The sequence below is a fragment of the Streptomyces flavofungini genome (assembly GCF_041028215.1).
Taxonomy (GTDB): domain Bacteria; phylum Actinomycetota; class Actinomycetes; order Streptomycetales; family Streptomycetaceae; genus Streptomyces; species Streptomyces flavofungini_B.
Window position 1 is genome coordinate 1 of the sequence record NZ_JASKYR010000890.1, and the last position, 3,482, is coordinate 3,482.

Annotated in this window: 3 protein-coding genes; all 3 read left to right on the top strand. The window is 74.9% G+C overall.

Annotated features, from left to right (window positions below; all coding sequences use genetic code 11):
- The first annotated feature begins 204 nt into the window (after positions 1-204).
- The 3 genes from AB8Z36_RS36075 to AB8Z36_RS36085 all read left to right on the top strand — a co-directional run bounded on the left by AB8Z36_RS36075 (position 205) and on the right by AB8Z36_RS36085 (position 3,269).
- Entirely contained in the window at positions 205-1,332 is a 1,128-nt protein-coding gene (locus AB8Z36_RS36075; protein WP_369217612.1) for a hypothetical protein, read from the top strand.
- Positions 1,333-1,334: 2 nt separating this feature from the next.
- Entirely contained in the window at positions 1,335-2,444 is a 1,110-nt protein-coding gene (locus AB8Z36_RS36080; RefSeq protein ID WP_369217613.1) for a hypothetical protein, read from the top strand.
- A gap of 195 nt (positions 2,445-2,639) precedes the next feature.
- Complete coding sequence (locus AB8Z36_RS36085; RefSeq protein ID WP_369217614.1) at positions 2,640-3,269, top strand: DUF6629 family protein; 630 nt, start codon at positions 2,640-2,642, stop codon at positions 3,267-3,269.
- The last annotated feature ends 213 nt before the right edge of the window (positions 3,270-3,482 follow it).

The window sequence follows — 3,482 nt, forward strand, 5'->3', positions numbered from 1 at the left end:
GGGTTCGCGTCCCGCGGGTTCCGGCCCGGGGCCGGGTCGCGCGGGGCGGGCATGGTGCCGCCAGATGCTGCTCCCGGCTGCTGACACCGGTCTGACGCGGCGGGGTCGCGGTGTTCGGCCGGATGTCGGTGTTCGGCCGGATGTCGCCTGTGCACCGGTGGGAGACACCTATACGCTCTGCAACCTTCGTGCTGTGGGGGTCTCGTGAACGGTCTCCGTGCGGTTGTCGTCTGCCTTGTCATCGCCTGCGCCACGGCCGTGTCACCGGCCACGGCCGTCTCACCCGCCACCGCCGCGACGTCCGCCACGGAAGCCGACGCGGCCGCTGCCGGTGCGCCTACGACGGTGGCGGCGAAGCCGAGCTGGTCGGCGCTGCCCGTACCCGCCGCGGCCCCGCCGGTGACGGTGTCCGATCTCGCCGCCCGCGGACCGCGCGAGGCCTGGGCGACCGGCTACGAACAGGCCGCCGACGGAACGCGCCCGATGCTGTACCGGTGGAACGGCACGGCGTGGAGCCGGGACGCCACCTTCCCCGGCGCCGGTGAGCCGGGCCGGCTCGGCAAGGTGCAGTTCGTCGGCGACGAGATGTGGGTCCTCCACAACGACCGCGAGGGAGCCGGGGAGATCCTGCGCCGGTCGGGCGCGGGGTGGAGTGCCGTCCCGCTGCCGCGGACCCTGTGGACGTACCAGGACTTCGCCGCGGTACCGGGCGCCGCCTGGGTGGTCGGTGAGGACGACACGGGGCTCAAGGTGCTGCGCTACGACGGCTCCGGCTGGACCGCACAGGCCACGCCCGACGGCGTGCGCTATGTGATGGGGATCACCGCACGCGCCGCCGACGACGCCTGGGCCTGGGCGGACACCGACACCGGAACCGCCGTACTGCGCTGGGACGGCACGGCGTGGCGGGACGCGAAGGTGCCGCTGCCGCCCGACAGCAACGTGCACACGATTCTGCTGGAACCGTCCGGCCGGGCCACGATCGGCGGCAGCCAGTACACCGGCGGCGTGCCCCGCACCTATCTGATGACCTGGAACGGGCGGGCCTGGCGGACCACCCACCCGCCGCTGGGCGACACCTACACCGAGGCGATGGTGCGCGGCGCGGACGGCGCGCTGTGGCTGCCGGTGCGCGGCGACCGCGCCTTCCGGTCCACGTACGCACGGGTGGACGGCTCCCGCACCAGCTACTCCTACGGCCCGGAGCGCACGAACGCGATCGACGTGAAGCCGCGCGCGCTGGCGCGGGCCGGGTCCTCGCTGCTGTCCTTCGGGACCGTCGAGATCTACGGCTCGAAACCGAATCTGATGAGTGAGCGGCTGGGAGGCTGACCATGGCACGCCGACTTCTCGTCGCCGCCCTCGCCCTCGCCCTGACCGTCATGGCGGCCGTGGCCTCGGCCGCGTCGGACACCCCGTCCTGGCGGCACGTTCCGGTGCCCGCGCAGGTACGCCCGCAGGCCGGGCTGAACGAGGCCGCGGCGGTCGGGCCCGACCGGGCGTGGGCGGTGGGCACCGACGCCGTGGGCCGGGAGGCACCGGGCTTTCCGCTGCTGCTGCGCTGGGACGGGACCGCCTGGCAGCGCCAGAAGGTGCCCGGGGCCGGGTGGCAGGGTGAGCTGCTGTCCGTCGCCGCGAGTTCGCCGAAGGCGGCCTGGGCGGTCGGCAGGGACTCCGCGGGCGGCGCACGTCTGCTCCGCCTCGACGGCTCCACTTGGCGCGAGAGCCGCCCGCCGAGCGGTGTCGTGCTGGACAAGGTGGTCGCCGGTGGCGGTGAGACCTGGCTGACCGGTGCGCGGAGCGGCGCCCAGGCGCTGCTGCGCTGGGACGGGCGCGGCTGGCGGGACCTGCCGGTGCCGCCGGGGTCCGTGTACGGCCTGCACATCCTCGCCCCCGACGATGTCTGGGCCGCGGGTGAGACCGCCTCGGGCGCCGCCGTGTCGCACTTCGACGGCACCGCGTGGCAACAGACGACCGTCAGCGGATTCCCGCGGTCGGCCGTGGGCAGCGTGCTCGCGGTCTCGCCGACGGAGGTGTGGGCGGGCGGCACCGCCGGATTCGTCGGCGGCCCGGTGGGCAAGCCGATCCCGCCGCTGCTGATGCGTTTCGACGGGCAGACGTGGAGCCGGGTGACCGTGCCCGCCGACTTCGGCGGGATCACCTCCCTGGCGCCCGGCCCGTCCGGCGAGCTGGCCTGGGTCTCGGTGGCCCGCTCGCAGAAGTGGGCACCGCCGGGCAGCAATCCCCCGCTGATCCCGGGGCCGGACTTCCTCGCCTGGGACGGCCGGTCCTTCGCCGAGCACAGCGAACCCGCGGTGGCCGGGGAAGGTGACTCCACGACGCTTCGGCTCGCGCCGGTGCCGGGCACGGAGACCGTGTGGTCGGTCGGCCGGGCAGCGGGACCCGAGGGCACCTTCGCTCCCCGCATCCTGCGCTTCGGCTGACCGCCGGTCAGAACGGGTGACAGGCGATCCGCCGCACACCGGGAGATCACCAACTCCTCGATCACCGTCTCGCCCCATGCGGCGGGGAACAGCGGTTGGTCACCGGGCGGAGCGGACCGGCCCCGGTCGCGGGTGGTCGCCCGCGCACGGCGTCGTGACGCGCTCTCGCGCCCGGGGGGCCGTACCGTTGCGGGCATGTGCTGGAGTGCGACGGCCGATCTCGTCGCGGGCGCGGGCATCGCGGCCGTGGGAGCCGCCTCGATGGCCCTGGCGGCCCGCCGCCCCCGCGACCTGCCGCTGGCCGCGCTGCCGCTCCTGCTGGGCGTGCATCAGATGATCGAGGCCGCGGTCTGGCACCAGGACGGCGGCACCGGGCCCGCCACCCTCGCCTGGGCCGTCATCGCGCTCCCGCTCCTGCCGCTGTGGGTACCGGCGGCCGTGCTGTGCGCCGCACCGCCCGGCGCCCGCCGCCGCCTGCTCCTCCCCCTGTGCGCGGGCGTCGCGACGGCGGCCGTACTGGCGCACACACTCGCGACCCGCACCGTGACGGCCGAGATCCGCGGACACACCGTCGGATACTCCCTGGGGCTGCCCCGGCCCGAACTGGTCATCGCCTGCTACTTGCTCGCCACCATCGGCTCCCTGCTCCTCTCCGGTGACCGGGGCCTCGTCGCGTTCGGCGTCCTGGTAGCCGTCGGGGCCGCGGCGACCTTCACGCTGTGGCGGCAGGAGTACATTTCGACGTGGTGCGCCTTCGCCGCGGTGTGCTCGGTGTACCTGACGTACTGGGTCGCACGCCGCCGCCCGCCCGCGCCACGGTCCTGAGACCGGCTCGACGGGTCCGCCGCCCGTGAGCCGGGCGCGCGCTCCGCCGGTCAAGCGGTGGTTGGTGGCACCACCGGCCGAAGCGGGCACCCTACCCATGACGATGCCCGCCGCTTCACCACGCCCGCCGATTCACGGTGCCCGCCGCTTCACCACGCCCGCCGCTTCACCACGGAGGATGGAGGCAGATCTGCTCCCCGACCCGCCGCCCTT

Excerpts from the sequence above, each read along its gene's own strand:
- AB8Z36_RS36080 (WP_369217613.1), top strand. The coding sequence starts at position 1,335 with ATGGCACGCCGACTTCTCGTCGCCGCCCTCGCCCTCGCCCTGACCGTC.
- AB8Z36_RS36085 (WP_369217614.1), top strand. The coding sequence starts at position 2,640 with ATGTGCTGGAGTGCGACGGCCGATCTCGTCGCGGGCGCGGGCATCGCG.